At 45.7% G+C, this 25,690-nt stretch carries 35 protein-coding genes, 3 tRNA genes and 6 pseudogenes; 20 read left to right on the plus strand and 24 right to left on the minus strand.

What is annotated here, in order from left to right; translation table 11 throughout:
* The first annotated feature begins 189 nt into the window (after nt 1-189).
* The gene (locus tag KHX94_RS18805; RefSeq protein WP_213681752.1) at nt 190-405 is read left to right on the plus strand and encodes a hypothetical protein; all 216 of its coding nucleotides are present in this window, start codon (nt 190-192) and stop codon (nt 403-405) included.
* 102 nt (nt 406-507) lie between these two features.
* Here the strand turns inward: KHX94_RS18805 and KHX94_RS18810 are convergent, their stop codons facing one another.
* Nucleotides 508-900, minus strand: a complete 393-nt coding sequence (locus KHX94_RS18810) for a hypothetical protein (RefSeq protein WP_213681753.1) — start codon at nt 898-900, stop codon at nt 508-510.
* A 588-nt stretch (nt 901-1,488) separates the two neighbouring features.
* On the opposite strand from KHX94_RS18810, the gene KHX94_RS18815 reads away from it, so the two are divergent.
* Nucleotides 1,489-2,094 (plus strand): Fic/DOC family protein, encoded by a 606-nt coding sequence (locus KHX94_RS18815; protein WP_244859239.1) that lies wholly within the window; start codon nt 1,489-1,491, stop codon nt 2,092-2,094.
* Here KHX94_RS18815 and KHX94_RS18820 read toward each other — a convergent pair.
* The 16 genes and pseudogenes from KHX94_RS18820 to KHX94_RS18895 form a co-directional block, all read right to left on the minus strand.
* Complete coding sequence (locus tag KHX94_RS18820) at nt 2,091-2,243, minus strand: hypothetical protein (RefSeq protein ID WP_213681754.1); 153 nt, start codon at nt 2,241-2,243, stop codon at nt 2,091-2,093. The two genes, KHX94_RS18815 and KHX94_RS18820, sit on opposite strands and share 4 nt — an antisense overlap.
* 957 nt (nt 2,244-3,200) lie before the next feature.
* A complete protein-coding gene (locus tag KHX94_RS18825; protein WP_213681755.1) occupies nt 3,201-3,791 on the minus strand; it encodes a hypothetical protein in 591 nt (196 codons plus the stop codon).
* Nucleotides 3,788-4,147: a hypothetical protein gene (locus tag KHX94_RS18830; protein WP_213681756.1), complete on the minus strand. Its 360-nt coding sequence runs from the start codon at nt 4,145-4,147 to the stop codon at nt 3,788-3,790. Before KHX94_RS18830 ends, KHX94_RS18825 begins: the two co-directional genes overlap by 4 nt.
* Entirely contained in the window at nt 4,137-4,421 is a 285-nt protein-coding gene (locus KHX94_RS18835) for a helix-turn-helix domain-containing protein (RefSeq protein ID WP_244859240.1), read from the minus strand. The genes KHX94_RS18830 and KHX94_RS18835 overlap by 11 nt, the downstream gene beginning before the upstream one ends.
* A complete protein-coding gene (locus KHX94_RS18840; protein WP_213681757.1) occupies nt 4,421-5,671 on the minus strand; it encodes a tyrosine-type recombinase/integrase in 1,251 nt (416 codons plus the stop codon). The genes KHX94_RS18835 and KHX94_RS18840 overlap by 1 nt, the downstream gene beginning before the upstream one ends.
* Entirely contained in the window at nt 5,671-5,904 is a 234-nt protein-coding gene (locus KHX94_RS18845) for a hypothetical protein (RefSeq protein WP_213681758.1), read from the minus strand. Before KHX94_RS18845 ends, KHX94_RS18840 begins: the two co-directional genes overlap by 1 nt.
* Nucleotides 5,901-6,167, minus strand: coding sequence for a hypothetical protein (locus KHX94_RS18850; RefSeq protein ID WP_213681759.1), 267 nt, complete (start codon nt 6,165-6,167; stop codon nt 5,901-5,903). The genes KHX94_RS18845 and KHX94_RS18850 overlap by 4 nt, the downstream gene beginning before the upstream one ends.
* Before the next feature lie 213 nt (nt 6,168-6,380).
* Complete coding sequence (locus KHX94_RS18855) at nt 6,381-6,779, minus strand: hypothetical protein (RefSeq protein WP_213681760.1); 399 nt, start codon at nt 6,777-6,779, stop codon at nt 6,381-6,383.
* Nucleotides 6,766-7,266, minus strand: a complete 501-nt coding sequence (locus KHX94_RS18860; RefSeq protein ID WP_213681761.1) for an ATP-binding protein — start codon at nt 7,264-7,266, stop codon at nt 6,766-6,768. The genes KHX94_RS18855 and KHX94_RS18860 overlap by 14 nt, the downstream gene beginning before the upstream one ends.
* A 24-nt stretch (nt 7,267-7,290) precedes the next feature.
* Entirely contained in the window at nt 7,291-7,491 is a 201-nt protein-coding gene (locus tag KHX94_RS18865; protein WP_213681762.1) for a P-loop NTPase family protein, read from the minus strand.
* Nucleotides 7,488-7,961 carry a hypothetical protein gene (locus tag KHX94_RS18870; RefSeq protein ID WP_213681763.1) on the minus strand — a complete coding sequence of 158 codons (474 nt, stop codon included), beginning with the start codon at nt 7,959-7,961 and terminating at the stop codon, nt 7,488-7,490. The genes KHX94_RS18865 and KHX94_RS18870 overlap by 4 nt, the downstream gene beginning before the upstream one ends.
* A pseudogene (locus tag KHX94_RS21950) lies at nt 7,948-8,181 on the minus strand (hypothetical protein); the annotation flags it as partial. The gene KHX94_RS18870 and the pseudogene KHX94_RS21950, both read right to left, overlap by 14 nt.
* A gap of 134 nt (nt 8,182-8,315) precedes the next feature.
* Nucleotides 8,316-8,576, minus strand: coding sequence for a hypothetical protein (locus tag KHX94_RS18880; RefSeq protein WP_213681764.1), 261 nt, complete (start codon nt 8,574-8,576; stop codon nt 8,316-8,318).
* Nucleotides 8,573-8,755: a hypothetical protein gene (locus KHX94_RS18885; RefSeq protein ID WP_213681765.1), complete on the minus strand. Its 183-nt coding sequence runs from the start codon at nt 8,753-8,755 to the stop codon at nt 8,573-8,575. Before KHX94_RS18885 ends, KHX94_RS18880 begins: the two co-directional genes overlap by 4 nt.
* 183 nt (nt 8,756-8,938) lie before the next feature.
* On the minus strand, nt 8,939-9,145 hold the full coding sequence (locus tag KHX94_RS18890; protein WP_213681766.1) for a DUF2116 family Zn-ribbon domain-containing protein: 207 nt from the start codon (nt 9,143-9,145) through the stop codon (nt 8,939-8,941).
* 207 nt (nt 9,146-9,352) lie between these two features.
* Nucleotides 9,353-9,562: a Cro/CI family transcriptional regulator gene (locus KHX94_RS18895; protein WP_213681767.1), complete on the minus strand. Its 210-nt coding sequence runs from the start codon at nt 9,560-9,562 to the stop codon at nt 9,353-9,355.
* 130 nt (nt 9,563-9,692) lie between these two features.
* Here KHX94_RS18895 and KHX94_RS21955 point away from each other — a divergent pair.
* From KHX94_RS21955 to KHX94_RS18910, 4 genes and pseudogenes are all read left to right on the plus strand, one after another.
* A pseudogene (locus KHX94_RS21955) lies at nt 9,693-9,872 on the plus strand (helix-turn-helix domain-containing protein); the annotation flags it as partial.
* Nucleotides 9,873-9,914: 42 nt separating this feature from the next.
* The gene (locus tag KHX94_RS18900) at nt 9,915-10,397 is read left to right on the plus strand and encodes a S24 family peptidase (RefSeq protein ID WP_425314078.1); all 483 of its coding nucleotides are present in this window, start codon (nt 9,915-9,917) and stop codon (nt 10,395-10,397) included.
* A 15-nt stretch (nt 10,398-10,412) separates the two neighbouring features.
* Nucleotides 10,413-11,138, plus strand: a complete 726-nt coding sequence (locus tag KHX94_RS18905) for a hypothetical protein (protein WP_213681768.1) — start codon at nt 10,413-10,415, stop codon at nt 11,136-11,138.
* Nucleotides 11,139-11,196: 58 nt separating this feature from the next.
* On the plus strand, nt 11,197-11,550 hold the full coding sequence (locus KHX94_RS18910; RefSeq protein WP_213681769.1) for a hypothetical protein: 354 nt from the start codon (nt 11,197-11,199) through the stop codon (nt 11,548-11,550).
* A gap of 443 nt (nt 11,551-11,993) precedes the next feature.
* Here the strand turns inward: KHX94_RS18910 and KHX94_RS18915 are convergent, their stop codons facing one another.
* Entirely contained in the window at nt 11,994-12,611 is a 618-nt protein-coding gene (locus tag KHX94_RS18915; RefSeq protein ID WP_213681770.1) for a hypothetical protein, read from the minus strand.
* A 118-nt stretch (nt 12,612-12,729) separates the two neighbouring features.
* Between KHX94_RS18915 and KHX94_RS21600 the strand changes: the two genes are divergently transcribed.
* The 9 genes from KHX94_RS21600 to KHX94_RS18960 all read left to right on the plus strand — a co-directional run bounded on the left by KHX94_RS21600 (nt 12,730) and on the right by KHX94_RS18960 (nt 16,906).
* On the plus strand, nt 12,730-13,332 hold the full coding sequence (locus KHX94_RS21600) for a hypothetical protein (protein WP_342345782.1): 603 nt from the start codon (nt 12,730-12,732) through the stop codon (nt 13,330-13,332).
* Complete coding sequence (locus tag KHX94_RS18925) at nt 13,329-13,643, plus strand: hypothetical protein (RefSeq protein ID WP_213681771.1); 315 nt, start codon at nt 13,329-13,331, stop codon at nt 13,641-13,643. Before KHX94_RS21600 ends, KHX94_RS18925 begins: the two co-directional genes overlap by 4 nt.
* On the plus strand, nt 13,640-13,861 hold the full coding sequence (locus KHX94_RS18930) for a hypothetical protein (protein WP_244859241.1): 222 nt from the start codon (nt 13,640-13,642) through the stop codon (nt 13,859-13,861). Before KHX94_RS18925 ends, KHX94_RS18930 begins: the two co-directional genes overlap by 4 nt.
* 104 nt (nt 13,862-13,965) lie before the next feature.
* Nucleotides 13,966-14,259 (plus strand): hypothetical protein, encoded by a 294-nt coding sequence (locus tag KHX94_RS18935; protein WP_213681772.1) that lies wholly within the window; start codon nt 13,966-13,968, stop codon nt 14,257-14,259.
* Nucleotides 14,260-14,332: 73 nt separating this feature from the next.
* Nucleotides 14,333-14,806, plus strand: coding sequence for a hypothetical protein (locus tag KHX94_RS18940; protein WP_213681773.1), 474 nt, complete (start codon nt 14,333-14,335; stop codon nt 14,804-14,806).
* A gap of 45 nt (nt 14,807-14,851) precedes the next feature.
* The gene (locus KHX94_RS18945; protein ID WP_213681774.1) at nt 14,852-15,061 is read left to right on the plus strand and encodes a hypothetical protein; all 210 of its coding nucleotides are present in this window, start codon (nt 14,852-14,854) and stop codon (nt 15,059-15,061) included.
* Nucleotides 15,058-15,669 carry a DNA N-6-adenine-methyltransferase gene (locus KHX94_RS18950; RefSeq protein WP_213681775.1) on the plus strand — a complete coding sequence of 204 codons (612 nt, stop codon included), beginning with the start codon at nt 15,058-15,060 and terminating at the stop codon, nt 15,667-15,669. The genes KHX94_RS18945 and KHX94_RS18950 overlap by 4 nt, the downstream gene beginning before the upstream one ends.
* Nucleotides 15,666-15,887: a DUF4224 domain-containing protein gene (locus KHX94_RS18955; RefSeq protein WP_213681776.1), complete on the plus strand. Its 222-nt coding sequence runs from the start codon at nt 15,666-15,668 to the stop codon at nt 15,885-15,887. Before KHX94_RS18950 ends, KHX94_RS18955 begins: the two co-directional genes overlap by 4 nt.
* Before the next feature lie 314 nt (nt 15,888-16,201).
* Complete coding sequence (locus KHX94_RS18960; RefSeq protein ID WP_213681777.1) at nt 16,202-16,906, plus strand: tyrosine-type recombinase/integrase; 705 nt, start codon at nt 16,202-16,204, stop codon at nt 16,904-16,906.
* Between the two features lie 38 nt (nt 16,907-16,944).
* On the opposite strand, the gene KHX94_RS18965 is transcribed toward KHX94_RS18960, so the two are convergent.
* The 5 genes and pseudogenes from KHX94_RS18965 to KHX94_RS18985 form a co-directional block, all read right to left on the minus strand.
* Nucleotides 16,945-17,232 carry a hypothetical protein gene (locus KHX94_RS18965; RefSeq protein WP_213681778.1) on the minus strand — a complete coding sequence of 96 codons (288 nt, stop codon included), beginning with the start codon at nt 17,230-17,232 and terminating at the stop codon, nt 16,945-16,947.
* 285 nt (nt 17,233-17,517) lie between these two features.
* A tRNA-Leu gene (locus KHX94_RS18970) sits at nt 17,518-17,604 on the minus strand.
* Between the two features lie 11 nt (nt 17,605-17,615).
* Nucleotides 17,616-17,689 (minus strand) — tRNA-Cys (locus tag KHX94_RS18975).
* A 5-nt stretch (nt 17,690-17,694) separates the two neighbouring features.
* Nucleotides 17,695-17,770 (minus strand) — tRNA-Gly (locus tag KHX94_RS18980).
* A gap of 188 nt (nt 17,771-17,958) precedes the next feature.
* Nucleotides 17,959-19,400 (minus strand): annotated as a pseudogene (locus KHX94_RS18985) (glyceraldehyde-3-phosphate dehydrogenase).
* A 196-nt stretch (nt 19,401-19,596) separates the two neighbouring features.
* Here KHX94_RS18985 and KHX94_RS21960 point away from each other — a divergent pair.
* The 3 genes and pseudogenes from KHX94_RS21960 to gap all read left to right on the plus strand — a co-directional run bounded on the left by KHX94_RS21960 (nt 19,597) and on the right by gap (nt 21,682).
* The gene (locus KHX94_RS21960; protein ID WP_425314079.1) at nt 19,597-19,824 is read left to right on the plus strand and encodes a DUF2989 domain-containing protein; all 228 of its coding nucleotides are present in this window, start codon (nt 19,597-19,599) and stop codon (nt 19,822-19,824) included.
* Nucleotides 19,818-20,465: pseudogene (locus KHX94_RS18995) on the plus strand (DUF2989 domain-containing protein); the annotation flags it as partial. The gene KHX94_RS21960 and the pseudogene KHX94_RS18995, both read left to right, overlap by 7 nt.
* 208 nt (nt 20,466-20,673) lie before the next feature.
* Nucleotides 20,674-21,682: pseudogene (gene gap / locus KHX94_RS19000) on the plus strand (type I glyceraldehyde-3-phosphate dehydrogenase).
* A 158-nt stretch (nt 21,683-21,840) separates the two neighbouring features.
* Here the strand turns inward: gap and KHX94_RS19005 are convergent.
* The gene (locus KHX94_RS19005) at nt 21,841-23,223 is read right to left on the minus strand and encodes a Na+/H+ antiporter NhaC family protein (protein WP_213681781.1); all 1,383 of its coding nucleotides are present in this window, start codon (nt 23,221-23,223) and stop codon (nt 21,841-21,843) included.
* A 545-nt stretch (nt 23,224-23,768) separates the two neighbouring features.
* Between KHX94_RS19005 and KHX94_RS19010 the strand changes: the two are divergent.
* Nucleotides 23,769-24,980, plus strand: a pseudogene (locus KHX94_RS19010) (pyridoxal phosphate-dependent aminotransferase).
* Nucleotides 24,981-25,098: 118 nt separating this feature from the next.
* Nucleotides 25,099-25,686, plus strand: a complete 588-nt coding sequence (gene yfbR, locus KHX94_RS19015) for a 5'-deoxynucleotidase (protein WP_213681782.1) — start codon at nt 25,099-25,101, stop codon at nt 25,684-25,686.
* Nucleotides 25,687-25,690: the final 4 nt, after the last annotated feature.

Genomic DNA, 25,690 nt, shown 5'->3' on the forward strand with positions numbered 1-25,690 from the left:
TAACGGCCAACATCCCGGTGGTAACCGTGTTGGAGAGATGGTTAAGAAAACGCTGGTACTAGCAATCTGAGTTCCAGCTGGGTTGGCGTTATACCACTAAAAACAGACTACATATCAAACAGTAAATAGCGTTATATCGCAGTTGCACTACACTTAAGGTGAACGTCCACTGTGTGCTTGGATCCAACGATGACTTACGAATTAGAGTTGAGATATCCGCAGGATGCACCAGAACGCTTGGAAGCGCTTCTTTCATACTTAAATGATTGGCACGAATATGAACATAATGCTGAAAATCATGCCGTCCAACTCACTGTCTCAAAAGAGGTTTTAGACAGTGAACTGCACATATTGCAAAAACACTTCCCATGGCTCGATGTGCAACAATTTGTGTCTTTAAATTAGTAGGTGATTCGATTACCTGAAAAGGAATAGACCGCACAAGCTACTCATGCCGCGATAAAAATTTTGCCATCGCAATCCCGCAATGGCATTCGGGTTCATATTTCAATCGTTCACATTGGAACACTGAACTGTCAACTTCCACCAACGGGTATTCAACCAACGTTGGTGGTTGTCTGTCACTTGATAATCAGCTTCATTTAAAACTTCGATAGGCACTAAACAAATGGGATAAACACTGCCACCAAACTTAGGCTCAAAACTCATAACATCACGCGCAACCGCCTTCCGGTCATCGGATGTCATGGTATTTATCCCATATAGTTCCATAGGACTAACTTTATGTTCATACATGTGGATTTCAAAAATATTTTCAGAAATCCTATTGACCTTAATGGCCCGCTTATCAATCAAACTCTTTGTAATTCCTTCAGTATTTGTTCCTGCACATCCTGTGACTAAAATCATAATTGCTATGATTGCAGCACATATTTTCACTCGAAACTCCTCTCAATAGCGCCATTTTGGCACAGTAAACTTCGGGGAAATCAGCATTCACATACTTATCGTTAACTAGAATAAAATATAGTCAGTAATCTTTTGACTAACAATAAATTAAGTCACATTACTCACAAATTGTGATCGCATGTTGAATAGAGCAAACCATGGCGATTATTAGGGCGCGGCCGCGTGCACTGCGTAAAAAGCAAAGTTAATCCAGCGCCAACTCGACAAGCTTGTTGATGTTCTGGGAATATCTCAGTGGGGATCTGATGACTTTGAACCTAAGGGTAAGAACATGCTCAAGCTGGTAGAACCGCGAGAGCTTGCTGTTCATAACCATAAGATTCGACAAGGAAAAACGATGACGACTTAACAGTGGGATTTCCTCTTATTGAGTGTAGGAAGAAATGACACCGCTACAACCCTGGTGTTACTGGATTTTACGGGACAATCATCGGAATGATGATTTTGGAATTATCTTGGTCAGAACTCGAAAATCTAAGGAAAACATCCCGAACATTGAATCACGATACATCACATCATAAACTCACAACATCCTCCCGTTCTGCCGTCGGAACAAACATGTCAAAATATGACATAGATTCTGCTGAGACCCAATATCAACCAGGTTCGGATAACAATGTCTTGCTCAATAAGCTGGGAATAACCAACCTTAAAGATATGAACGATATCGAGTCCACACTGCTTACACACCTATATGAAAAGATTTTTTCTGCCGATGGGCACGTTACCCCAACAACATTTCATACGATTGCTACATGGCATCGGTGGTGGTTGGCCAACGTTTATGATTGGGCTGGCAAGATCCGCAATGTGAACATGAGTAAAGGGGACTTTTTATTTACAGCCCCTTCACAAATTTCCAAGTGCCTAGATCGCTATGAAAACACATTTTTAAGCAACTACGATCAACTACCGAGCATGCCCCATGAAGTTCTAGTCAGTTATTTAGCCGCAAGCCATGTTGAATTTATTTTGATACACCCGTTTCGGGAAGGTAACGGACGCATATCTCGACTACTGATGGACACCATGAGCAACCATGCCGGATATGGATTGTTGGACTATAGCTTGTGGGACAAACACAAGGATTTTTACATTGCATCAATCCAGGCTGGTGTCAGCAAAACTATCAGCATATGGAAAGACTCGAGAGGGACATCTTAATCGGCTAAAGCGAGATGGCTGTACTTACGTTTGTTATTTTCAATACGCCGCTCAATTTCTCGCACAGATTGACCTGTTTCAATAGCAGTAGAACTGGCCACGGCACGGTAAATCATCTTTTGGGTAACTTTCTTTTTCTCTGCTTTCATTAACCTACATCCGCATACGCTGTTTTGACCGTATGGTCACATTGTAGCATGTTACTGGACTTTGACCATTCATTTCCCATTCCTGTGCATGGGAGGAAATGTAACCAGCAATAGATTGATTTATAAAGACAATACGTCACATAAACAAAAACACGATCTTGGGATTATCTTGGTCAGCAGATACATCTTAATTAAGGCAAAGCGTGTCAGGTCGTCAGCCAAATCAGGTAAATTTCGGATAAAAATTCTACAGGGCAACTAATCAAACACTGGCGCTGATTTTCTACGGCCGACAACTCTAATTTTTCCACTCGCTAAAATGGTATGTCGTCACCAAAAACTGGGGACTCTGCCACCTCTGAGTTCAACTCAACCACTGGCTGCCGGGTAAATTCCGGCGGGGGTTTATTGCTCTGAAGCATTCTAAAAACTCTGTCCGATCATTTACCTTCATCAAGACTGAATCGCCACTCATAGGCCCCGCGATGTAACAAATCTGACCGTTCATAAAGCTCCAAAAAAAATGGCTCCACAATGGGAGCCGTTTCGCTTCAGGCAGGGAGGGAACGCTTAACTGTAACTCTGGCGAGTATGCCAAAAATGTAACGTTTTTATGGGGGTAAAAAACTCAAATCTGACGCTTTTAGCCTCAAATCTGACGCTTCGGTGTTTTACATCATTTAACTTGTTAGCTGGCTAACAATATTCGATGCAGAAAATTGGGGGATCATGCTGATGATCTCGGTTGGAGTTGTAACGATCAAAAACGATCTGACAAAGTTGTGGTTTTAACTCGTCGATAATCCCACTGTCACAAGTGAGATTTTGTTCTTGCAAATTCATGCAGTTACAAAATTCTGATGGTATACAATTTATCGGCACTGAAAAAACAACAACCAACCTCAGAAAAATTTCATATGTAGTCAAAACTCGCGAGTCCCCACCCCCGCAGTGGGTTTAGCTGGAAGGACCCTTGATATTTTCAAGCTCGGTGTTAACAAAGCTTTTTTGGCGTTGAGTATCCCGTAAAGCTTCCTGGATAGTGCGATAAACTGAATCTCTGTCTATTTCACCTATCATTTCTGTTGAATCTTGATTCAGATCTTTAGGTATGTAAATTTTTAAATATCTTTCATTAAGATATATGTCCTTTTTATCAATCTTAGCTAAGTTGAGATAGGTCAAAATCTCCGCGTAAATATATTGATCTTTGATGACCATATCGTTGTACCACAACATAAGGTTTTCATCGTTTACGTTCTTTAAAGAAGTTAAAGCATCTAACAATTGTTTACTTCTTTGGAGTAAGAGTTCATTACATTTCTCAAGTCTTCCATTAATGATAGGCACTGACCAATTCTTGTATGTCACATAAGCAAATCCTAATGCTGTTATAGTGGCCAACCCTGCGAGCACAGAAACACTATCAACAAAGGCTTGGTACACACTGAGCTCACCAGTAATCACACGGAAGATAGCCATTCCTATCCAGAAGCAGGTAACAGCAATAACCCCAAGCGCAAACCACTTAAACCGTTTCATCATCACACCAACACCAATTCAGCCCGTCTCAACCAAAACAGGAACGTCTTGCGGCTATCGAACCCAGCAAGCGCCCAGTTCCCTCTGCAGAAATAATGTGCCCGAATAGCGCGGCGGCAATCCATGCTCAGCTTTTCCACTTTCAGGTCATACCGTACCACGTACCTTGGTGGCTGAATATCGAATTCAATCACACTAACATCATGGATTAATGGCTCTTTTATCTTGTCGCATGCACTACGTGATGCGTATCCCTGCCCGTACTCATGACGCAGCCACCAGTTAGCCCAGGCGCGCAGCTCAAGCCGGAGTTGCTTCATGTTCATCAACTGCTCATGCTGTGCATCGTGCTTATGCTGCATGCTTCATCCCCCGCAAGTTATCCAGTTCCAGCTTGAAAACACCCACACAGATGGCGCACAGGTCATCATATGACACGGCAGAGGCTCCGTTCTCCCAGCGCTGATACGTTGACCGACTCACCCCGTAGATGCTGGCGACTTCATCCTGCGTCATCCCCCGCAACTTGCGGCCTAACTTCAGCAAATCAGCACCTTTCAAACCGTCATTTTTATCCATCAAAATCCCCTGTTTTTCGCTGAGTGCATCCTCTTTAGTCAATGATGCATCGATCATCACAGCCACCCGCTTGCCATCTTTGTTTCAGCATTCCCACGATCTGAGGACGATCTAGGGATTATCTCGGGCGCAACCTGATTAAAACCATGCTCAATCAAATACTCGTGATACCGCTCAATCGCCCGTCTCATGCCCTTATTCAAATCACTCAACATATAGGTACGCAAAAGCAACGGTAGCGAGTGATTAACCAGCCTCTCGCCAATGACGGTATCAACACCCATATCGGCGATGATGGTACGAAAAAGCTTCCGCAGATCATGAGAAGTAAAATGCTTGAACCGAATATCCTCACTCCACTTCTGCGCAGTGCGGATAGACACAGGGCCATTGGTGCCAGGGAACAAATAAGCACGCTTACCCACGTTCTTGAGCTGCCAACGGCGATAATGCTCAATCAACGCAATAGCGGCATGAGTAAGCGGGATCCGGTGCTCTTGCTTGGTCTTGGTATGACTCGCCGGAATAACCCACATACCCCCGGCAAAATGCTCCCAGCGAGCCTGTCGGGTTTCGTTAATGCGACTACCAAACATCATCATCAGCACAAACAACATCGCAATGCGCATAGGTGCCGCACTCAACCGACTAAAAAGCTCGCTTAACTCAGACTCAAACAGCCGGGTATCATTAGCCGCCACCTTTAGCGACATCCGCGACCGATACCCAGCCAGCGGGTTCTGCTCAATCACCCGCATGTCAGACGCCGCCGAGAACGCCGATTTCAGCTTATTCACCAGCTCAGTGATGTAACTCGGCTTATAGCCTTCATCTAGCAACGGTTTGACTAACAGGCGGTCAATCTCGATAAACGACAGCGAAGATAACGCCAAGTGGCCTAACCTTGGCAACAGATGCCGAGTAACTGCTGACTGCACATTGCGGCGCCAACTATCACTTAAGGTGGTATTTCCCATCACATGCTGCACATACCAAAGCAGCACACCACTGACCATCTCAATAGCCCCCGTCACCATATCGCCTCCTGCACTTCGCTGCGCCAGCATCACCGGCAACTGCTCAACAAAGGTATCAATACACATATCCGGCCAAGTGCCCTGCTTATCCCACTTAGTCCGATTACGTTCATTCACGACCAAAAACACGCTAGCGCGTTGCCTGTCAGTTGTTGCCCGTAGCCTCACCGATGGATAACGTGTGTCCCGAAAATCCCTCGTTACACCATCCTTTAGCCACCGCCTTAGGTTTGCCCGGTTCAACTTGCCGACATCAACACCACTAGCCATCAGGCAACCATCCTGTATTCAAACGTGTTGTTGGTACCCGGGCGAACTCGCTTTTCGCGGCCTTCGGTTGGCAATTCACGCCAGCGAGCACTCAAGGCAGTTTCGCTATCTAACGCACCGAACATCGAACGACTTAACGACTGGATTTCAAACAACGTGTGCCAGTTACCATCACTCAAAATCGCCACCAAGCGCTGCTTTTGGGTTTTAGGGGCTTGATTAACTTCGCTCATGCGGCCTCCTGATGGTGTTTGCGATATGCGGCATTAAACAGTGCCATCGCCTTAATCGATGGAGCTGCTGCGGCAAACTCCTCCTGCATCATGTTTCCTGACGCACCAGATCCATATAATTTCACTGGTGTTTCTCTGGAATACTTTGTTTGCAGCTTTCTAATCCCACGCGCTGCCAACTCACGCTTAAGCCTGTTGGTACCCACACCAGCCATACTTGCCGACTTACAAAGCCCAACATTCAGCGTCTGGAAATATTTCACCGCCTTTTCTATCCGTTCTGCACTGGCTATATCGCGCTTTGCACCAGCATCGGTAATACGCTTTTTTGTATTTACTGCACTGCCAATTTACACAAGCGTGGCCACCTTTCACATAACGCTTGGTACCACCACAACCAAGGCATGGCTTAGTACACGTAAACGTCACCGCTGATGGATCTGCCGCTTCCGCAGCTTTAGCTTCTGCTCGAATCGTCATGCAACTGCCCTCCTCTTGTTCATAGCCAATGCTTTGTAAGCCATCGCCACCGAATTAAGCCAGGTATTCGCCACCTTGCGCTTATCGGCGTTTTCAGTGGTCAAATACAACCGCTCGTACTCAACGCACACGTGGTGAACCAGCAGAGGATCATCCGGCAAGCACGCAAGCCGCTGCATGATCCAATCGATGTCAGAAATCTTGGTTCGACCATAATAAAAAATCGGATAACGGCGATATGGATGCGCCGCAGAGCCAATATCTGCAGGCACGTAACAAACAGGTATTTCAGGCAACAAACTCTCGTTTGCAGCATCACAATTAGGGCTATTAGCCGCCTGAATAAACTCAAAACCATCTGGGGCATTAGTGGGTAAGTCTTTACGCAGCAGCATGATCAACCCCCTTACCACGATGGCTAGGCCAGTTGAATTTAATCCTAAGGGCCACAGCGTCACGCAAGCGATCAAATGCCCGCTCACCTAACATCGCTTTAAGCCCTTCGGTGTCCAAATTGGTGATAAACCCCGTTGGCATCTTGGCTTGCAACCGCTTATCGATGATCCGCGTTAGCCACAGTCGTTCGTCCAACGTATCCCGTTGCAAGCCAATTTCATCAATGATCAACAGCTCAGGACGGCATAAATCAGCCAGTAAACGTTCCTCAGTAACCGCACCGGAATATGACTCCCGAACACGCGCCATTAAGTCCATTACCGACACCATCACCACAATGTGATGCCGCCGCATCAGGTCAACGGCTATCGCACTCGCCAGGTGGTTCTTACCCGTGCCGCAACTGCCCATAAACATAAAACCGCTGCCATTGCTGGCATGCTCTGCAAAGTCATCAGCAAATCGTTTTGCCGCATCGCGGGCCACATACTGGCCTTTACAACTGCACTGTTAGTTATCAAACGTGCATTTCAAAAATGACGGCGTAATACCCGATTTACCCACAATCGCCGCTGAAACACGCATGCGGTGTTCTTGCGATAACTTGATCTCGTCTTCACGCTTGCGCTGTTCGATTTCTTCCCGGCTTGCAGGTTTGATGTGCGGCGGCACTTTTGCCATGATCCGCTCTAAGTCAGAGATTGGTTTCATTCGCCCTCCCACGGACCTAGTTCATCGGTCTGTCTTGTGGATGAATGATCCGGCACTGATAGCGATGACGAATTTCCATGCCAATTGCGCTGCAACATGCCGGCATTCACCAGCCAATTAAACTCAAAGGCTGCCCAACCACGCACTGCGCACTCAGCCAAACAATCATCGACTGAAAGCCCATGTTGCGCTGCCTGATGAAGATGCCGCGCCAATCGATTAACCGCCGTCTGCGTCAATGGCAACCGCTTGGCTTTGCGGATAGCCAGCCAGTCATTGAGAACCTGTTCAGTTGGCTCGGTAGGCCACGATGAATAATCGAGATCATCACTACTCGCTTTTTGCTTGCCAGCACAGGCAGATTTTTTAGTTGATTTACCCGATGAATTTTGCGCCTCGTGCGGTAAAGCTTTTAAAGGTTCATTGACTGGTTCAAAAGAGTGACTGGTTCTAGTGCTATCTGACGGCATAGGGGTGTGCTATATGACGGCATACCCCTATGCTATTTGGCGGCATAGGTGCGTCATCTGATGACACAGGAGGTTTGGGTGGCAGTTGTAGCTTGTAAATGTTGGATGCGTGGCCTAACTCCGTCTTGCGTGGATGAATTGTTAAATAGCCAGCAGATTCCAGATCTTTGATGTGCTTACGCACGGTGGAATGGGCAATCTCACATTGATCGGCAATATGCTGATAACTTGTCGGCTAACATACAAGCGCAGCTCACTATCCACATGGTCATGTTGCACTCGCCCACTCGTCCGCCAAGATTGCGTGGGCGTTTTATTTTAAGCGTTACCATTATCTATCTCCCAAAGCAGCCCCTACGCAGCACCCTGCGGCTCCGGTAACTGACAACCCGCGTCATACAGCAACGTGGCAATCGACTCGGCCGACATCGTGGGCGAAAGTCGCACCACCGCAGCAATCCGGTTAATCTCATGCTGCCGTTGCTCGTTATAACGCCAGCGTGAATCACCAATACGCGGCTGGTTGCTCATGCGCTCGAAAAGCTCGCGCTCCTCCGGTGATTCCGTTTCAACATGCAAAGGCACATGCAACGGCACAACCTTATCGTTCATCATCCCCTCCATCCGCTGGTGACAGCGGCAAACCAGTCTTTAATCTCAGCGACTTCACGCTTGACCGCGGCGCGCAGCTCCCGCGTGAATCGCACCCAGGCGATGGTTAACGCCTGCTCTTGCTCCAAGCGCTTAATGCGCTCGTCAAACTCCCGCGACAACTTCGCAATAAAAATCGCCATACGCGCTTTTTTAGCCCATCTGGCAGGGTTTCAATTTCCTGACACAGTTCTCGTAACTCATTGAAATGGGCATCAAGCATCACGTCATGTATCCCGGCCAACTTCGCCTCAGAATACGCAGCACGGTTCTCATGCTGCTGATACACCCAATCGCGGGCATCACAGGTCATTTGAATATCAATGTCATCCATACCGCCGCCTTAGCGCTTGGCGCTCATAGTCGTCCCGGCAATCAGCATCACAAAAGCGCAGTTCACCCGCCAAAGCAGTACCGCAATAACCGCAGTGGCCCGTAGGCGTTAACTCACTCGCCTTACGCGCCTGGCGCACTGCCAGCACAATGGCTAACTCCTGCGAAGGCTGCGATTTATCCGCCTCATTCGCCATCACACGGCCTGCGCTTGCTTCAAAAACGGATATTCAGTTTCAAGCAGATCAATGCTGGCCTGAGTGGTTGCCCGCGATTCACGCAACTCCTGATGACACTGCATTAACTGCTGCTTGCTGGGTTCCGCCCCAAATCAATCACCGCCATGCGTGATTTACGTTTCATGTACTCCCCTCCCTGTGGGGTTATGGTTAACTGGCTAACCGAAGTCAGGCAGCATCATCCAACTGCATCAGCAGCGGATCATCGGCCTTAAGTTCACCCTTGGTGATGCGTTCAAGTTGAAAAGTGCGAAGCTGTGGAATGACCTCAGGCCACTTTGAAACTGCCGCCTGAGATATTGGAAACCCAGCTTTGGTAAGTGCCTGAGCCACACCTTGCTGAGTTTTGAAGACATTAAGTACGTCAGATTTGGTCATGATTGGCACCTGTAATGTGATTACACATACCACAATATAACAATTGTTATCAGCATTCAATAGCTAAAGTTTAATGAACTCTTATAACCTATGTTATATCATTTAGGTAAATATGATGATTCCTATACGTATGACTGAATCTAGCCTTGGAGATAACATCCACAAAAGGATGACGGAACTGAATTTAACTCAGCGTGAAGTTGCTGATATGTCAGGACTATCGCAAGTAACAATCCACAAATTGATATCTGGAAAAGTTAAAGGCACGACTAAAATCCTCGAATTATCTAAGGCATTACAGTGTTCACCTGAACGTCTTTTATACGGTATTGATCCAATTAAAAGAGATCCCGTGCAAAACGCGAGTTACATGGGGATGCTAGACGCTTGGGATGATTCAACCACACTCGGAGAGGATGAAGTGGAACTGCCTTTTTACACGGAAGTACAACTGGCTGCTGGCAATGGGATTATTGCCGTAAACGAAAATCGCGGGCCAAAACTCAGGTTCTCAAAATCCACCTTACGCAATCAAAAAGTAGATCCACTCGCCGCAGTCTGTGTAAAAGTGGCGGGCAACAGCATGGAGCCGGTACTCCCTAACAACACCACCGTAGGCATCGACACTGCCACCAAAAACATCATTGATGGCAAGATGTACGCAATCAATCACGATGGCATGTTACGCATCAAACTGCTCTACAAACTACCGGGTAACGGCATCCGCGTTCGCAGCTATAATCAAGATGAATACCCAGACGAGATTTACCCCGGCGACCAAGCTAAAGTGATCACTGTCATAGGTAAGATCTTCTGGTACTCAGTGCTTTTGTGAAAAGGATTATTAAAAATGGATTTTAAAGTATTTATAATTTTAATTTTAGTTTGTTTTATTTTCGTTATTTATAAATTTGAAACATTTAAAATTTTTTTCATTAACACATTTAAAAAAATAAAAATTAAGAATAAGAGAATTATTTTTTCTATATTTTTATCTCTAGTAATATATTCTGGATGGGTAACTTTTTGGATGGCTTATGCTAATCTTTGGTTTTTTAATAATGAATTTATAATTAAACACTTTAGAGGAAATAATGAACCATCTGATTTTTCTGTTTCATATGCTGCATCATCATTGGATAGTTTAATATTTTTTATCGTTATTGGGTTAATAACATTCTTGTTATCTATTAAAAAACCTGAGGATGAAACTCTCAGAACTAAAGTTTCATACATTTTTCCAGGTTATGACTCAGATCCGTCTTTGATTAAATTTTTACAAGATAAGATATCTGCATTGGCATGCATAAGCCCACAAGTTCATAGAGTTGTTACTTTTCAAGAACTAGTTAGGTTCGATGATATTGACAAGTACGCCATAAAAACATACACAAAATCAAACTCTTTGATTAAAAACATTCATAACAATCATCAATATAATAATGATTGTGCAATTTTTAGAGCTACTGCTGACAAAGTAGATACAAGTCTAAATGTTGACCTTTTAGGTGAAATACATGATCTCGCTATAATAAAAAAATTAATCAAGATGAACTATCAGAAAAAATTAACTTGATAACATGTGAGCAGAAGTTGACAAATGATGATAAATGCAAATTTGAAAAAAATATGAAATGGAACTAGCAGCACAAGAGTCAATTCAGTTTATTTCTAGTGGCTGGATGTTACAAACTTCATGGGAAAAAATTACATATACAGCAGCAAGATATACATCAAGTCAGAAATTAGAATTACATAACGAACTAAAATTTGATTTAAAGATCCACCTGATATCACCTAGTAACTATCCTAATGGTGAACATATAACCATCAAATCAGGTTCTCATACAAATTTTGAGTTTGGCTCTTTTATTCCAGATGAAAAGATAACATTAGTGTTGGAAAGCACGCTTGACGAACTTACTTGCAACGATGTTGATGATGTCGTAGTCCCAATTGCCGATTGCACAGTTACCGCTAATGACTGACTTCACCAAGCTTTGAACCAGTCAAGTATGGCTATAGACTAAAACTAGTTGACACTGGACGAGCCACAACTACAATAAAACAAGATTTCTGTTGTATCTTACAATGCTAACGTATCACTAAATGGAACTTAGTTGAGGAGGGAACATGTTCAAAGGCGATTATACTGGCCCGTAGCTATATTTTAATGCGTCTAAAATGAACTTAATGCATTCTAAATAAACCCACAATTTATGTGGGTTTATTTTTATCAAAGAATTACATATAGTTATGGATCATAACAGATACACTTTCCATTGCATCGGATAGGTTCATGCGCTAAAGATAGTATCGGTTCCCTAGCCTACGATTGCGCATTGTACCAATGTTAGAAGTGAAATTAATTTCACTTACTATGGATTGTTAGCATAAACCAACAAAAGCCAGTCATAGCTTCCAGCAAATTTTACTTGGACTTATCAATAAAAAACGGGATGTTGCTGAGTCTAGTACCATCATAGTTGAGCAAGCATTTATATTCTTCATCACCAACGTATCCACCGGCAACTTCTCTGGCATTGATTGATACTACCAATACCCTACGAGGGCCTGAATCATCAGAGGCCCAATCCAGTCTGTACTTTGAGATATACGCTGACCTTGGATCTTTAAACTGTACCCGCTCGTGAATCACGTTAAAACACTGTTCCGCTAATTCATCTAGGCTATAACCGCCCTTGTCAGTTAACATCTTCTTCTGCTCGCTTACCGTAATAATCTCAGCATCATCACTGCACGGCATTGAGCTAAAAGTCACCTTACCATCCACCTCACACTTAAAAATTTCAGCTGGCGTACTTGTTGAAACAGCCATTAGCAACATAAAAATCCATTTCATAGCACTTATCCATGTAAAGTTGTTTGTTTTCAATCCATTAACATACATCGCAAATGGTGGCAGAGTAACCTTAGTTAAAAAATTATAACTTTTATTATCAAATCTTCTTGTTAATTCCTGATAACTATTATTATAGTGATTTCGTACCTTGATAACTACAGGGATGAAACACATGACAATACTCACCAACACACCAAGCACAACCAAGGAAAAGCGCGAGCATCACCGAGGCCGATGCCTTCGACCAGAACGCCGCCGAAGCCTTCAGCGCCAAAGCAGACCACATTCTGACCGGGAGAGCAGCATGATCAAGCCAGCAGATATTATTCGTGATAACGATGGGTTATGGACTCACCCTGATTTGCCAGAGTGGGATGAAGGAACAACGAAGGAACAGGTTGATGCTTGGGCGTCAGAGAATGGTGGAACTATTCACGTTGAATGGATGGATGGTAACGCACCGCAGGAACTAACAGACCGCTATTTTGAAGTTGGAGAACCAGATTGTAGCTACTGGTACCCATGTTGCAACAAGGAAGGAAACTTCTTGTTGAGTATTCACGACACCGAAGATGGCCCGGTTGCACTGTTCTTTGTGCCAAATTCGTCAAAAGCAGTGCTTGATGTGATTGCAGAACGTCAGCGCCAGTTATCTGTAGAAGGTTGGACACCTGACCATGATGACAAGTACAACGATAGCGAGTTAGCCACTGCAGCTCTTTGCTACCTCAAAGCTTCCTTCACTGACGAAAAGTTCACTATCAAAAAGAAGCCAGACCAATTATGGCCTTGGGCTAGTGAGTGGTGGAAGCCAGCTAATCCACGCCGAGACTTAGTTAAAGCAGCAGCATTAATCCTCGCAGAGATTGAGCGCTTAGACCGTAAAGCGGCTAAGGAGGCAGCATGATAAAGCCTCTGGTTCCCGGGCACGAAACCGCCCGCAAGATCAACGCGCTGATCTCACTCACCGATATCACCAGCGATGATGTGAAAACCGCGCTGCACCACCGCTACGTGAAAGGCCACACCCAAACAGCAGCTGCGGCAATCAACGGTTTGGATGAAGGTAACTTTTCACGGACCTGTATCAGTCTGGAAGTTGTCGCCGCCAAAGTCGAAATCTGCAAAGAGGAAGACTGGGCACTCTTCGGCTACAAATCCCCTTTCATTCAACAGCCTCACACTTGTGAGCCAGCTAACAAGGAGGTTGCAGCATGAGCGAGTTTGATTATATCAACCAATACTACGGCGTTAACGCTTTTACTGGGCGCAAAGTGGTTGTTGATGGCCGGTTAGGAGTCATCGTTTCTGCTCGTGGGAATTACATTGGTGTCAACTTCGACAGCGATACGCCAGGTACTATCTCAAACTGCCATCCAATATGGCGGGTTGAATACGGAGAGATTGGCATGATCCGCAAACCAACAAAGTCATAGCAACGCTATCAACGCTTTCTTGAATATGGGGATTGCTTCGATAGCTTTATCAGCTTTTGCCGTTGGGATGCATTGCCAGAACGCGAGTGGAATGGAGGTACAGCATGAGCTTTGCAGTATTCGGCGCATCACTGGACTACTGCACCAAGGTAGCCAGAACGCGCGTTAAACCCGTTAATGGTAACGGCAAGAACCTGGTGCAATTGACCGCTGAAGAATGGGAAAGCGAGGTCACCAAGTACGCCCAAAAGTTATTTGACGACATCAAGGCTGGCAAGAAAACTGCACCCAAAATATCGGCTGATATGACGCAACCATCTGCCGCCAAAGAGTTCATTGCTTTAGCAAAAAAACAACTGTTTGCGAAAACCTGCGGATATTCCAGCGAGCACCGGTGAAAGGCAGGACGAATCCGAAAACCAAACAACCGATCATGAAATTTCAACCGTGGCCACTGGTGGAGGATGTCGCATGAAAGAACGTCCAATAATTTTCAACGGCGACATGGTGCGCGCCATCATTGAAGGTCGTAAAACGCAGACACGGCGCATCATGAAACCGCAGCCAAAACCAACACCTGACGATTATTATGGACAGAAAGGACATCGGTGGCCTAGCAACAAGCACCAGTCGATGCTTCACGTCGAGGGAGAGTTGCAGAACGGATATGGCGGATGGACGGGCCTTGCTGGCGATGCCTGCCCTTACGGCAGTCACCGCGGTGATCTACTCTATGTCAAAGAGTCGGCATGGATGTGGTGTGAACGTATCCCGAACGGCACTACACCGACAGGCCGTGCCAAGTACCGCAACAAGCCGCTGCGCAGCGCTCCGATCTATTACGTTTCTGATCACCCTGATAAGCCAGATACCGATGTGGTTAGCCCTAATACTGGAAACAAATTCTGCTGGTGCTATAAAGCGGCGAGGTTCATGCCACGCTAGGCCTGCCGCATAATCGATGGAATCACCAATGTTCGCGTTGAGCGCTTGCAGGATATAAGCGAGCAAGATGCTTGGGCTGAAGGTTGTGAAGGCTATGATGATGATGTTACCGGAGGGGAAAGTGGTTACTCAGAATTCTCAGAATTATGGGTATCAATATATGGCGGTGAATCTTGGTTATCTAACCCTTGGGTTTGGGTAATCGAATTTAAAGTGCTTACCACCAAAGGTGTAATACCTAAGGAGGCAGCATGAACAACGCCTCTTTAGTAAACCAGACCAGCGCCGAAGCGGGTTTTGAATACTACACACCGCCAGTGTGGACGGTTGCGGCACGTGAACTGATGGGTGCCATTGATCTGGACCCGGCAAGTAACGCCATCGCTAACGAAATGGTAAAAGCAGATCGCTACTTCTCGCAAGAAGATGATGGATTAAAGCAGCAGTGGCATGGCCGTGTGTGGATGAATCACCCTTTCCACCGTGGGGAAGCGCCTTGCATCAGTAACCACAGCAAGTGCAAAAAGAAAGCCTGCCAGCAACGCGGCTATCACATCACCAAGGCAATACCAGGTAATGCTGACTGGATTAACAAGCTGCTGCACGAATACATGGCTGGTCATATAACAGAAGCTGTATGTATCACATTCTGCAATTCATCAGAAACATGGTTTAAACCGCTATTGATGTGGCCGCAGCTATTCCCACACGGCCGAGTGCATTACATCGGACAAGACGGCCAGCGTGTAAAAGGCTGCACCAAAGGCAGTGTGATCACATACATCGGCACCCGCACCGCTGCGTTCGCCAAGGCATTCGGACACCTCGGCACAATCAAAGTGCCATACAAGGAGGCAGCATGATGGCTGAACCTATTCCTGAAATGACATTTTTAACTGAGCAAGAAGTTGAGTACATCACCGGAGCTAAAATTGCCTCGTTGCAAATCTCGATACTTGCGAAAAATGGTATCAATCATATTGTTGATAGAAACGGTAAACCACGGCTAACGTGGTACCAACTCAACAATCCAGTGCGGTACGTGGCCGCTAATGACGGCCCTGACTTTTCAAAAATTTAGAAGGCAATCATGGTAGGCATTCGGAAAAACAAAGTAGATAACGCGCTACCTACCCGTGTTTACCGTGGGCGCAGCGCATATGAATGGAAGCCTAAAGACGGAACGACTGTAAGACTTTGCGCGTTAGACGCGCCGATTTCTGAGGTGTGGCGTAGATGGGAAACGCTGAACAACGAATTTGCTATAGCCTCGACGATCAATGGATTAGTCGAAAGATTCTTCAACAGCGCTGACTTTCACGAACTTAGCAGGGAAACTCAAAAGGACTATCGGAAGTATTCAAAAACATTCTGGCAGTGTTTGGCAAGATGCACGTGGACAAAGTTGAACCACAGCATATTCGCATCTACATGGACAAACGCGGCCTTAAAAGCCGAGTGCAAGCTAACCGAGAGCACGCCTTTTTCAGCCGCTGTTACCGCTATGGATTTGAACGAGGGCTATGTAAAACCAATCCCTGTAAAGGGGTGCGCAAGTTCAAAGAAGAAGCGCGCAAACGCTACATCACCGATATTGAATATCAGGCTCTGTATGATCACGCATCGGATGTGGTGAAAATTGCGATGGAGTTGGCTTACCTGTGCTGTGCCCGCCAAGGCGACATACTCGCTATGCGCACATCACAGATACTTGAGGAAGGCATTTTTATTACCCAGGGGAAGACGGGAACCGAGCAGATTAAACTATGGTCCCCACGCTTACGGGCAGCCATAGAGCTATCTAAAACACTTACCAAGCCTGGGATTACATCAACCTTTGTGCTAAGTCAGTCGTATGGCGGAAAATGGACACGAGACGGCTTCAATAGCCGCTGGAGTACAGACAGAAGCAAAGCCAGGGAAACCACCGGTCTGCCCTTAGACTTCACCTTTCACGATCTCAAAGCCAAAGGCATTTCGGATATCGATGGCACTCTGCAAGAGAAACAAGCGATATCTGGCCACAAGTCAGCTGGACAAACAGCCAGATATGATCGGAAAACTAAGCGGGTTAGTACTGAAAAAAACAGCAAGGATTGACTAATTATCCAACGCCTAACTTAGCCTTTGACTCCGTATTAGTATCCCAATATTGATTCGACACCAGAGACTAAATATTCCCGCATAACAACTGTGCTAAGTTTAGGGCTATGAAGTGCATCTTCAATTTTGTGAACGTCACCTGTAGTAGTCAATCCATGTTTATTCATAAAACTCTGGATGAAGTATAGAACTTCATAACCTTCATCTTTATCTACCTTAATTTGGTCCAATTTCCCTGCATACTCACCGTCACCTTTGTCACGGCTCCAAGTGTATTTGTATTTACCTTCCTGTAAGTGTTTCTTACCAACTTTAACCGCCATACAACTATCCCCATACAATTTTGAAAATTTATCATGATGATTCAATTCCATCATCAAGCTCAGGGACAATATGTACCCACAATAAAATTAGGTCAATTATCTTCCAGTCTAACAATGACAGAGTTGGAAGCAGAACATAGATAAGTATGGAAAGAAGAAAAAATTGGCTCCATCTTCTGAAACCATCTTCTGAAAATCTTCTGAAATGAGCTTTTGGTGAATTACAGGCATAAAAAAAGAGGCAAACAATTTAGCTTAACCTCTTGATTTACTTATCGATGTAGGTGGTACCCGAGGCCGGACTTGAACCGGCACGCTGTAACCAGCGAGGGATTTTAAATCCCTTGTGTCTACCGATTCCACCACTCGGGCTCATCGATAAATGGAGGCGCGACCCGGAGTCGAACCGAGGTCCACGGATTTGCAATCCGCTGCATGACCACTCTGCCATCGCGCCTTTTTTGGAGCGACATACCGGGTTCGAACCGGTGACCTATACCTTGGCAAGGTATCGCTCTACCAACTGAGCTAATGTCGCGTTCCTTTCGCTGTCGAAGCTTTTGCCCTGACAGCGGTTGGCATTCTACCTATTTAGTTAAGGGAGTCAATCGCCAATTTGGCATTTTAAAGCAATGCTGAATCAGATGCTGCCTATTTGTCCAATTGATTGATTTTCCCGCGCATTCACAATGCTAAGCGAACCTCCCTGTTCGCCCTATTCCGTTGTTACTCGTCAATCTTTGGCAGACTAACAAATTCCAGCCCCAGCATTTTGCGCATGACACCAACGACCTGACAGCTATAACCGAATTCGTTGTCATACCAAACATACAAAATGGCACGGTTGCCGTCTGCAATAGTTGCTTGAGAATCGACCACCCCGGCGTAACGAGAGCCGACCAAGTCGCTGGACACAATTTCGTGTGATTCAGTGAAGTCAATTTGGTTCTGCAGCGCTGAATGCAACGCAACACCTTTGAGGTATTCGTTCATGTCGTCTTTGCTGGTGTCGGTTTCCAGATTAAGACTCAAGATTGCCAAAGATACGTTTGGCGTTGGCACCCGAATAGCGTTGCCTGTCAACTTACCTGCTAATACGGGCAGAGCCTTAGCAACGGCTTTGGCAGCTCCGGTTTCGGTGATCACCATGTTCAGCGGCGCACTGCGTCCACGGCGATCGGCCTTATGATAGTTGTCGATCAGGTTTTGATCGTTGGTATAAGAATGGATAGTTTCGACATGTCCGTTGATGATGTGATAGTGGTCATTCACCGCTTTTAATACTGGCGTAATCGCGTTGGTAGTGCAGCTAGCGGCAGAAACAATAATATCTTCCGGCAAAATATCGCTGTCATTTACACCGTAAACAACGTTTTTGATGTTACCTTTAGCCGGAGCAGTTAACAGCACCTTAGCAGCACCGGGACATTTCAAGTGTTGACCAAGCCCGGCTTCATCTTTCCAGATCCCAGTATTATCAACCACTAATGCGTTATCGATACCATATTTGGTGTAATCCACTTCATCCGGAGAGTTAGCGTAAATAACCTGGATATAAGTACCATTGGCGATGATGGCGTTGTTTTCTTCATCGACTTCCACTGAGCCGTTAAAGGGGCCATGCACTGAATCCCGGCGCAGTAAACTGGCACGTTTTTCCAGATCGCCTGGGCGGCCGCCACGCAACACAATGGCGCGTAAACGCAATTTATTGCTGCGACCTGTACGTTCGATTAGCAAGCGCGCCAACAAACGGCCAATACGGCCAAAACCGTAAAGAACGACGTTGCGAGGTTCAACTTCATCCTGGCAGGCAATCGCTACTGCCAGCTCGTCTCGCATGTAACTTTCAATGGCTTCGGTACCTGTGTTGCTGGCCCAATACTTAACGGCCAGCTTACCGATATCCACTTTGCATTGCCTTACCGGCAATTTGCTGAGCGCTTCCAAAAAGGAAAACTTTCCCGCAGGCGCAGTTTTTCACCAACATGCCGTCTTACCAGACGATGGGCCTTAATAATATCGATTGTGGAAGCGTTCAACAGTGGTTTACCGTAAACCACTACTTCAACGCCCTGATTACGGTACAGTTTACCCAACATCGGCTGCATGGCTTCAGCCAGTTCAAAACGTTCTTGCCAACTTTGCAGGTATTTATCAGCGCTCATTTACAGATCCTTTAGGTCTCAATCTCCAAAAATGACAGGAAATGATTGAGTAACAAATAGAAACGACCAATAATCAGAACAATGGCATCGATACCATCATTTTTGGTCGGCGCTATTTTAAAGAAATCTTACTGTACAGGCCAGTCCGGAATTCTGAGTAACTTTGTAATTTTATTATATTTTTCAGGGAGAAATGATGCTGTTAACACGGAATTTTGTAATAATTACATCATTTTCTTGTATAACCCTGCTAAGTGGTTGTGAAAGACTCACAGCCACAGCCAAAATCTGTAAGAATAATCCCGAAATTTGTGCTGATTTGCATAAAGATGGCTGGTGTCGAGCCCAGCGAACAGCATTAGTCAGTGATCGGCTTGAAATTAAAAATACCCCTCGGCAACAGGCGAACAGCTTTACCGCTTAATGCTGGACACTGAGCGCTATAACAACTGTGTCTGGTTAGGTTCTGGAGTGAAACACATTGAACATCCAGAACGCAGTAATGATCGTGCCCGAGCATATGCCATGAGTTCGCAGGCACTCTCTGCCTTGCAGGAACAAACGAAAAATAGTCAAGATCCCCTACTCGCCTTTTATCACTGGAGCCGCTTAGGTGATGAATCGGCATTAGCGATACTGTTAACCGCCGAAAAACAGCAGCAGATCCATACCCCAGAGATCCTCGCAGCGTTAGGTGGTTACTACCTAAAACGAGACAGTCACAAGGCGCTTGCCTTATATCTGGAGGCGATGAAAGGCGCTTCAGAGGAAGACTTTAACAGCGACTGGTTGTTAGGTGCCGGTCAGGCCTTTATGCAGTTGGGTTTACCAGAGCAAAGTTATCTGATGTCCAGAGCCAATTTGCTGCTGAGCAACCACCCGGTAAATGAAGCACAACTCAATGCGCTGGTGGGCGACAAACGGCGATTGGCACAACTGGATGATCAAGCTGATGCTTTGGCAGATACATTAAGTGACGGTAAATATGCCAGCAGTGACTGGCCTACTATACTGGCTAAAGTGGCAACGGAAGCCGCTCCAGCGGAAACCCCAGCAAAACCTTAAGCTGGTTCTGTCATTGCTTATTCCACGACGCTGTTACAGTAGCTGTCACCCCAGTTACTCCTACATAATTATTTTTCAAAATTTGAAGATGAATACTAAAACCGGTCACAATATCGACATATTCTAGCTTTTATCCGGTTTTAACTTGACTGAACCATGCAGTTTTGTAATTTTATTACCAGTTTATATCTAATCAGAGGGATATCTCATGACTATCCGCATAGCTATCAACGGTTATGGTCGCATTGGACGCAACATCTTACGGGCGTTATATGAAAGCGACAAAAACTATCCAATTGAAATTGTTGCTATTAATGATCTCGGCGATGCCAGTATCAATGCACATTTAACTAAATATGATTCTGTTCATGGCCGTTTCAACGCCACGGTAGAACACGATGACCAAGCCATTTATGTTAATGGTGATAAAATTCTGACATTCTCTGAGCGTGACCCTGCCAACCTGCCATGGGCCGAACTCAACATTGATATTGTATTTGAATGTACCGGCATTTTTACCAGCAAAGAAAGTGTTCAGCCGCATCTGAATGCGGGCGCGAAAAAGTGATCATTTCCGCACCGGGGAAAATGTTGATGCCACCGTGGTCTATGGCGTTAATAATCAGGTGCTGCGAGCCGATATGACGGTGATCTCTAACGCCTCTTGTACCACTAACTGTCTGGCACCCATTGCCAAACCGTTGAACGATATGTTGGGTATCGAATCAGGTTTAATGACCACCATTCATTCCTATACCAACGACCAGCGTTTGACCGATGTTTACCATAAAGATGTACGCCGTGCGCGAGCCGCGACACTGTCAATGATCCCCACCAAAACTGGGGCTGCCGCCGCGGTAGGCTTGGTTGTTCCTGAGCTACAAGGGAAGTTTGATGGTTTGGCGGTTCGAGTTCCTACCGTTAACGTATCACTGGTAGATCTATCGTTTATCGCTTCCCGAGATACCACAGTTGAAGAAGTGAATGACATCATCACTCGGGCTGCGCAGCAATCACCGATGAATGAAGTGCTAGCAATCAATACTGAGCCGCTGGTATCCATTGATTTTAACCACAATCCTTACTCATCTAACTTTGATGCAACCCAGACCCGCGTAAATGGTCGACTCGTTAAAGTGATGTCTTGGTACGATAATGAATGGGGATTCAGTAACCGGATGTTGGATAACGCTGTAGCCTTGATGAATGCCAAATAAGTTAATTGGCGACTTGTCGAGGTGTTGATGACACCGCATCTTTATAATATGAACGGCCGCTGTTGAGGCCGTTTTCTTTTGCTCGGCATGCGTTATTTAAGACAGCTATCTGTTGTATTAGTCACGAGCGGCCAGTCATTCTCTGACCGCTCTATCGCTTACGCAATTATAATAAAACCACAGAAGGCGATGATGGCGGCAATTAACGCATAAGGTAACTGGGTGACTGCGTGGCTTACCAAATTACATCCAGATCCCTGTGCCGCTAACACGGTGGAATCAGAATAAAAACACGCCTGACTGCCAAAGGATGATGCTGATAACAGTGCACCAATCACCAAAGGAATATCAGCATCTACCGATTTTGCCAATGGCATGACAATTGGAATTGTCACGGCAAAAATCCCCCAGCTCGATCCTGTCGCAAAGGCTAAGATGGCCATTGCCGCAAACACCAGTGCAGGTAACATCTGGGCAGTCATATAGGGACTAAGCACATTAATCACATACTGCGGCAGCATTAGTTGATCGCAAACATCTTTAAAAACAAAGGCGGCGATGACGGTACCTATGGCGGGCAACATACTTTTGAAGCCATCGATCATCTGATCCATCATTTCAGCCAAAGGCATTAACCGCTGCAACGCATAGTAAGGCACAGTGATCACTAATGTCGCCAACAGCCCTTTCCAGACATCAATATCAAAGTAAACCGTAAAGGCAACCAGCAGTAACATAGGCACTAAAAAGTTGTGCAACTTGCCTTGCTGGTCGGCATGTTGGAACTCTTTCTCAATCGCTTGCAGTGCATATTCGTCAGAGGTCAGCACTTCATCACGATCGCCCTGCGCCTTGGCCGGTTTCCCCGCTTTAGCTGCACGTTCGGCTTTTCTCATTGGGCCAATGGCAGGCACTATACCCATAGCCACCAACAATACCATCAATACCGCTAACCAAGCGTAAAGCATATAAGGGATAGCTTGCATGTAAACATGGATCCCCTCACCTTTCGCGGCCACGCCGTTATCGACTAGCAAGCCACCAAAGAACACCGCCCAGGTTGACAAAGGCACGATAACGCAGACGGGTGCCGCTGTAGAATCGACAATATAAGCCAGCATTTCGCGAGAAATTTTGAATCTGTCGGTAACGCGTTTCATGGTTTCGCCAACCGTCAGCGCATTCAGGTAATCATCAATGAAAATGACAATTCCCAGAATAAACGTCATCAATAGTGATGATCTGGGGCCTTTGGCAAAACGCATAGCATTGCGGCCGAACGCCAGCGCACCGCCAGTACGGACTAACAACGCGATTAATGCACCGAAGCTACCACAGACAAGGATCAGCCAGCCGATGGTTTCATCGCCCATCACTTTCAGTGATATATCCGCAAAACTGTTGAGTACTTCCGCAGGATCTACCAGCAATAAGCCAGTAACCGCACCGATGAGCAATGCCAAGATCGGCCGTCTTAGCCAGATAGCAAACACTAAAACCACAATGGGGGGAATAAGACTTAACGCTGTCGGTTCAGACATGCACTTAGGTCCTCAAAAGTAAGGGGCCACAAGGCCACTAGTCCAAGATGCTTTGTTCTACTTGCATCGCACCTGTTAACTGTTTGGTAGGTTTCACTCAGCCCTGACGCAGCGATCCGAACACCATTCCAAGAACATCTGGCTGAAAATAAATCGCTTATGAATTCTAGTCAACCAAATATCTATGCTAATCCTCTCGACTGCTCAAGCTATGGCTAGAAATCATCTTTATACGTTAATTCATACCATTAGCCCTGTCTTTATGTGGCTACCGCCGCGCGCAAGACTGGCATAGATAAAGGATACTTATTTGATAAAAGCGAATATAAATTTATCACTCACAACCGCAATTTTTAAGTGAAATATATGCCATTTAACAAAAACACCAGTTTTTTATATCGTCATCTGATTTTAAGTTTCTTTATCACGGATAAATCAACTGAAAAATATGGATATTTTTGTATTTCCCTCTTTTTTAATGGGGAGAAATTCGCTATTGTTCTTCGTCCAATCAAATTGTTTTAAACCATCAACTTCGAGGTAATATGCGGCCCATAATCAAATCCCATAAACTGGATAGCGTTTGTTATGACATTCGGGGTCCAGTTCATAAGGAAGCCCGCCGCCTGGAAGATGAAGGTCACCGAATCCTCAAGCTCAATATAGGGAACCCTGCCGTTTTTGGCTTTGAAGCTCCTGAAGAAATTGTCCGTGATGTGATCCTGAACCTGCCATCTTCTCAGGGTTATTGTGAATCAAAAGGTCTGTTCTCTGCCCGTAAGGCCATTGTGCAGCATTACCAGTCTGAAGGTATCCGTGGGGTGGATATTGAAGACATTTATATAGGTAATGGTGTTTCTGAGCTCATTATGATGTCGATGCAGGGATTGCTGAATGCTGACGATGAAGTGCTGCTTCCTTCACCGGACTATCCGTTGTGGACCGCGGCAGTCAACCTCGCTGGCGGTAAAGCACAGCATTATATTTGCGACGAAGAAGCCGACTGGTTCCCAGATCTGGACGATATCCGCAGTAAGATTACCCCACGGACTCGCGGCATTGTTATCATCAACCCAAACAATCCCACCGGGGCGGTATATCCCAAAGAACTGTTGCTGGAAATTGTAGAGATTTGCCGTGAGCATTCATTAATTCTGTTTGCTGATGAGATTTACGACAAAATTCTGTATGACGGCGTTCAGCATACCCATGCGGCCAGTTTATCTGATGACATATTGACGGTTACGTTTAATGGCCTGTCAAAAGCTTACCGCGCTGCCGGATTTCGTATCGGCTGGATGATGCTTTCAGGGAATCTAAAAGCGGCCAAAAGCTACGTTGAAGGATTAGAAATGCTGTCCTCCATGCGGCTTTGTGCCAATGTGCCCAACCAGCACGGAATTCAGACAGCGTTGGGGGCTATCAGAGTATTAAGGAACTGACGGCACCTGAAGGCCGCCTGACCATTCAACGCGATACCTGTTACGAGCTACTCAACCAGATCCCCGGGGTCAGCTGTAAAAAGCCCAAAGGCGCGATGTACGCCTTTCCGAAGCTAGATGCGAAACGTTTCAGTATCCGCGATGATGAACGGCTAGTGCTGGATTTATTAAAAGAGAAAAATCCTGCTGGTACAAGGAACCGCCTTTAACTGGGCCGCAGCGGATCATCTGCGTGTAGTGTTCCTCCCCTATAAAGAAGATCTGCAACGGGCGTTGTTCGCCTTTGGCGATTTTCTGAGCCATTATCACCAATAATCTGATGAAGAAGCCGTGCTGGTCACGGCTTTGACTGATTGTTGGCACTGCAACTGCCATTCCCTGCCTGGCTTGCGTTAAAGTAGTGAACATCCTATGAGTCATCGAAGAGGAAAAGATGAGTCATCTGTTTGCCCACCTCGCCAGAATGAAATTAATTCAACGCTGGCCGCTAATGCACAATATTCGTCAAGAAAATGTGCAAGAGCATTCGTTGCAGGTTGCCATGGTTGCCCATGCTCTGGCGATTATCAGTAACCGTTTATATCAGGGCCACTATTCACCCGAACACGCGGCAACACTGGCGATATTCCACGATGCCAGTGAAGTCTTGACGGGAGATTTACCCACACCGGTGAAATATTTTAACAAAGACATTGAAACCGAATATAAAAAAATCGAAGCGATTGCCGAAACACGTTTATTGCAGATGGTGCCAGAAATATTTCGGGAAGATTATCAGGCGTTATTTATCAGCGATGACATCGACAGCGATTATCGGCGGTTGGTAAAGTCAGCCGATACACTGTGTGCTTATCTCAAATGCCTGGAAGAAAAACATGCAGGCAACAGCGAATTCAACTCGGCCAAACGGCGCTTGGAACAGATGCTGGATAGTAATCCCGATCCTGCTGTGCAATATTTTCGACAGGAATTTATTCCCAGCTTTAGCCTCGATTTAGATCAGATTAATCAGTTGTTGTAACAGG

Source organism: Shewanella dokdonensis, assembly GCF_018394335.1.
Lineage (GTDB): Bacteria > Pseudomonadota > Gammaproteobacteria > Enterobacterales > Shewanellaceae > Shewanella > Shewanella dokdonensis.

Excerpts from the sequence above, each read along its gene's own strand:
- KHX94_RS18805 (WP_213681752.1), top strand. The coding sequence starts at position 190 with ATGACTTACGAATTAGAGTTGAGATATCCGCAGGATGCACCAGAACGC.
- KHX94_RS18955 (WP_213681776.1), top strand. The coding sequence starts at position 15,666 with ATGATGGCTGAACCTATTCCTGAAATGACATTTTTAACTGAGCAAGAA.
- KHX94_RS18855 (WP_213681760.1), bottom strand. The coding sequence starts at position 6,779 with ATGCTGCTGCGTAAAGACTTACCCACTAATGCCCCAGATGGTTTTGAG.
- yfbR (WP_213681782.1), top strand. The coding sequence starts at position 25,099 with ATGAGTCATCTGTTTGCCCACCTCGCCAGAATGAAATTAATTCAACGC.
- KHX94_RS18885 (WP_213681765.1), bottom strand. The coding sequence starts at position 8,755 with ATGGCGATTTTTATTGCGAAGTTGTCGCGGGAGTTTGACGAGCGCATT.
- KHX94_RS18845 (WP_213681758.1), bottom strand. The coding sequence starts at position 5,904 with ATGAGCGAAGTTAATCAAGCCCCTAAAACCCAAAAGCAGCGCTTGGTG.
- KHX94_RS18840 (WP_213681757.1), bottom strand. The coding sequence starts at position 5,671 with ATGGCTAGTGGTGTTGATGTCGGCAAGTTGAACCGGGCAAACCTAAGG.
- KHX94_RS21600 (WP_342345782.1), top strand. The coding sequence starts at position 12,730 with ATGATCAAGCCAGCAGATATTATTCGTGATAACGATGGGTTATGGACT.
- KHX94_RS18830 (WP_213681756.1), bottom strand. The coding sequence starts at position 4,147 with ATGCAGCATAAGCACGATGCACAGCATGAGCAGTTGATGAACATGAAG.
- KHX94_RS18835 (WP_244859240.1), bottom strand. The coding sequence starts at position 4,421 with ATGATCGATGCATCATTGACTAAAGAGGATGCACTCAGCGAAAAACAG.
- KHX94_RS21960 (WP_425314079.1), top strand. The coding sequence starts at position 19,597 with ATGCTGTTAACACGGAATTTTGTAATAATTACATCATTTTCTTGTATA.
- KHX94_RS19005 (WP_213681781.1), bottom strand. The coding sequence starts at position 23,223 with ATGTCTGAACCGACAGCGTTAAGTCTTATTCCCCCCATTGTGGTTTTA.
- KHX94_RS18940 (WP_213681773.1), top strand. The coding sequence starts at position 14,333 with ATGAAAGAACGTCCAATAATTTTCAACGGCGACATGGTGCGCGCCATC.
- KHX94_RS18930 (WP_244859241.1), top strand. The coding sequence starts at position 13,640 with ATGAGCGAGTTTGATTATATCAACCAATACTACGGCGTTAACGCTTTT.
- KHX94_RS18965 (WP_213681778.1), bottom strand. The coding sequence starts at position 17,232 with ATGGCGGTTAAAGTTGGTAAGAAACACTTACAGGAAGGTAAATACAAA.
- KHX94_RS18895 (WP_213681767.1), bottom strand. The coding sequence starts at position 9,562 with ATGACCAAATCTGACGTACTTAATGTCTTCAAAACTCAGCAAGGTGTG.
- KHX94_RS18910 (WP_213681769.1), top strand. The coding sequence starts at position 11,197 with ATGGAACTAGCAGCACAAGAGTCAATTCAGTTTATTTCTAGTGGCTGG.
- KHX94_RS18950 (WP_213681775.1), top strand. The coding sequence starts at position 15,058 with ATGAACAACGCCTCTTTAGTAAACCAGACCAGCGCCGAAGCGGGTTTT.
- KHX94_RS18820 (WP_213681754.1), bottom strand. The coding sequence starts at position 2,243 with ATGAAAGCAGAGAAAAAGAAAGTTACCCAAAAGATGATTTACCGTGCC.
- KHX94_RS18870 (WP_213681763.1), bottom strand. The coding sequence starts at position 7,961 with ATGCCGTCAGATAGCACTAGAACCAGTCACTCTTTTGAACCAGTCAAT.
- KHX94_RS18935 (WP_213681772.1), top strand. The coding sequence starts at position 13,966 with ATGAGCTTTGCAGTATTCGGCGCATCACTGGACTACTGCACCAAGGTA.
- KHX94_RS18925 (WP_213681771.1), top strand. The coding sequence starts at position 13,329 with ATGATAAAGCCTCTGGTTCCCGGGCACGAAACCGCCCGCAAGATCAAC.
- KHX94_RS18815 (WP_244859239.1), top strand. The coding sequence starts at position 1,489 with ATGTCAAAATATGACATAGATTCTGCTGAGACCCAATATCAACCAGGT.
- KHX94_RS18865 (WP_213681762.1), bottom strand. The coding sequence starts at position 7,491 with ATGAAACCAATCTCTGACTTAGAGCGGATCATGGCAAAAGTGCCGCCG.
- KHX94_RS18880 (WP_213681764.1), bottom strand. The coding sequence starts at position 8,576 with ATGATGAACGATAAGGTTGTGCCGTTGCATGTGCCTTTGCATGTTGAA.
- KHX94_RS18905 (WP_213681768.1), top strand. The coding sequence starts at position 10,413 with ATGGATTTTAAAGTATTTATAATTTTAATTTTAGTTTGTTTTATTTTC.